Here is a 1,791-nt window from a genome sequence, read left to right on the forward strand (position 1 = left end):
AAAGTCCTGCGGTAATATGTCAAGCCCAAAAATCTAAGGAATTGGAAATTTTAAACCCACCAGCATCTAAAAAAGGCAATACTAAAGAAACCCAGTAAAATTTCCATCCATTTACTGGAAATAATTGAAGGATTTAGGATATCTCATCCCTTAGTTATTCACCTTCCTTCTTGGCGTGTAGACTTGATCGTTGCGTAGCAGCGCATCGATCAGACGCACAAGTTTTCTTGCGGTTAAGACGAGTGCTCTTTTGTGTTGGTGCTTGGGAACCTCATGATACTTTTTCAGGTAGTATGCCCTAAATTCAGGTTCACACCGTTGTACCGAGTTGGCAGCTTCAACAAGGTAATAACGAAGATAACGATTACCTGAGCGTATCATTTTGGTTTCCTCAGCTTGAAACTTTCCTGATTGATGCTTTGACCAAGTTAATCCAGCATATTTGGCAATTGATGCTTGGTCACTAAACCGGTCAATTTGTCCAATTTCAGCTAAGATACCAGCGCAGTAGACCGGTCCTATTCCAGGAATCGTCTGCAGGGTATTAGGAATACCGTCTATAATCTTCTGGATGGCCTTGTCCAATTCCTTGATCTGTTTAGTAGTACTACGGATGGACTCAATAGAAGTCGCTAACAAAAGGTCGATGGAATCTTCCACACACTTCGATAGTCGATAGGAAGACCGCGCAGCCTTTTGAATGGACTTCGCCACACATTCGGCGTCTGTAAAACGACGTTTGCCCTTTTCCTGAAGATAACTAGCAAGTTCCTGAAGATCCATTGAGCAAATTTCATCTAAGCTATATTGCTCTTGGAATAGCTCTAGCATGGCATTTCCAAACACTGAGCTGTCCACTTCGGTCGTAAAGGAACTGCACTTGTAAAAGAGATGTTGAAGGAAATACTGTTTTTCCCGTGTCAAATCGTGAACGAGATGGTACCTCATTCTTGTCACTCTTTGAAGGGCAATAAATTGTTCCTGCATGACCGCCGTTAGTGGAAGACGTCCAAACCTTAGTCGATCCGCAATAATCCAAGCATCGACTTGGTCTGTTTTATCCAGATCAACGTAGGACTCTTTAAACTTTTTTATCAGTTTTGGGTTAATGGTAAAGACTTTAGTATTAAATTCCCTAAGAGATTCATCTTCATGAAAAAACATAGCTGGATGCCAACTGTAAACAGATGTGGCCTCCATTCCGATTTGAATCTCGGAAATTGAGTTTTTTTGGGCTATCTTGACAATCTGATCTCTCAGATAAGATGCCCCTGTTAAGTTGTTTTCAACAGTGAAAGCAGTTAATGCTTCTCCTGCAAAATTCATGACACAAGCTTTCATATCCTGAGAGCTAACGTCTATTCCAACAAATAGTTTCATTGGGGTTAACCTCCTTTCATTTTAGGATCAGGGGAAGGACTCTTCGGGATACCCCCAGCGCACTTGTCGGTCAATCACCCTCGCGTATTAGAACTCACTTTGGTCCATGAGCTGCCTGGAAGCTGCAACTTCCAGCATGGGCTGCCAAAGGGAACGGCCTGCGGGTTAGAAGTTCAAACAAGAGCTGGGGAAACAGACTTTTTTAGTAGTCAAAGCTACAGGAGGAGAAAGAATTTCCCCAAACGATCCTAAGACCATTATCTAGGGACATCCCGAAAAGTCCAACCCAAGAATTTTCAGATAGTGGGGGGCTAGCCCCCCACTATCTGAACTACCATCTATGAAGTTATCAAAGAGCAATAAACGAACTGGAAATTACCTCGAAAGAGGATTCTAAACTTACTATACGAG

Annotated in this window: 1 protein-coding gene; it reads right to left on the bottom strand. The window is 42.4% G+C overall.

Annotation, left to right across the window (positions count from 1 at the left end; all coding sequences use genetic code 11):
* Window positions 1-150: 150 nt before the first annotated feature.
* A complete protein-coding gene (locus J2S07_RS21770) occupies window positions 151-1,380 on the bottom strand; it encodes an IS110 family RNA-guided transposase (RefSeq protein WP_307152459.1) in 1,230 nt (409 codons plus the stop codon).
* Window positions 1,381-1,791: the final 411 nt, after the last annotated feature.

It is taken from the genome of Anoxybacillus andreesenii, assembly GCF_030813005.1.
Lineage (GTDB): Bacteria > Bacillota > Bacilli > Bacillales > Cytobacillaceae > Robertmurraya > Robertmurraya andreesenii.

Coding starts and splice junctions, on each gene's coding strand:
- J2S07_RS21770 (WP_307152459.1), bottom strand. CDS start 1,380: ATGAAACTATTTGTTGGAATAGACGTTAGCTCTCAGGATATGAAAGCT.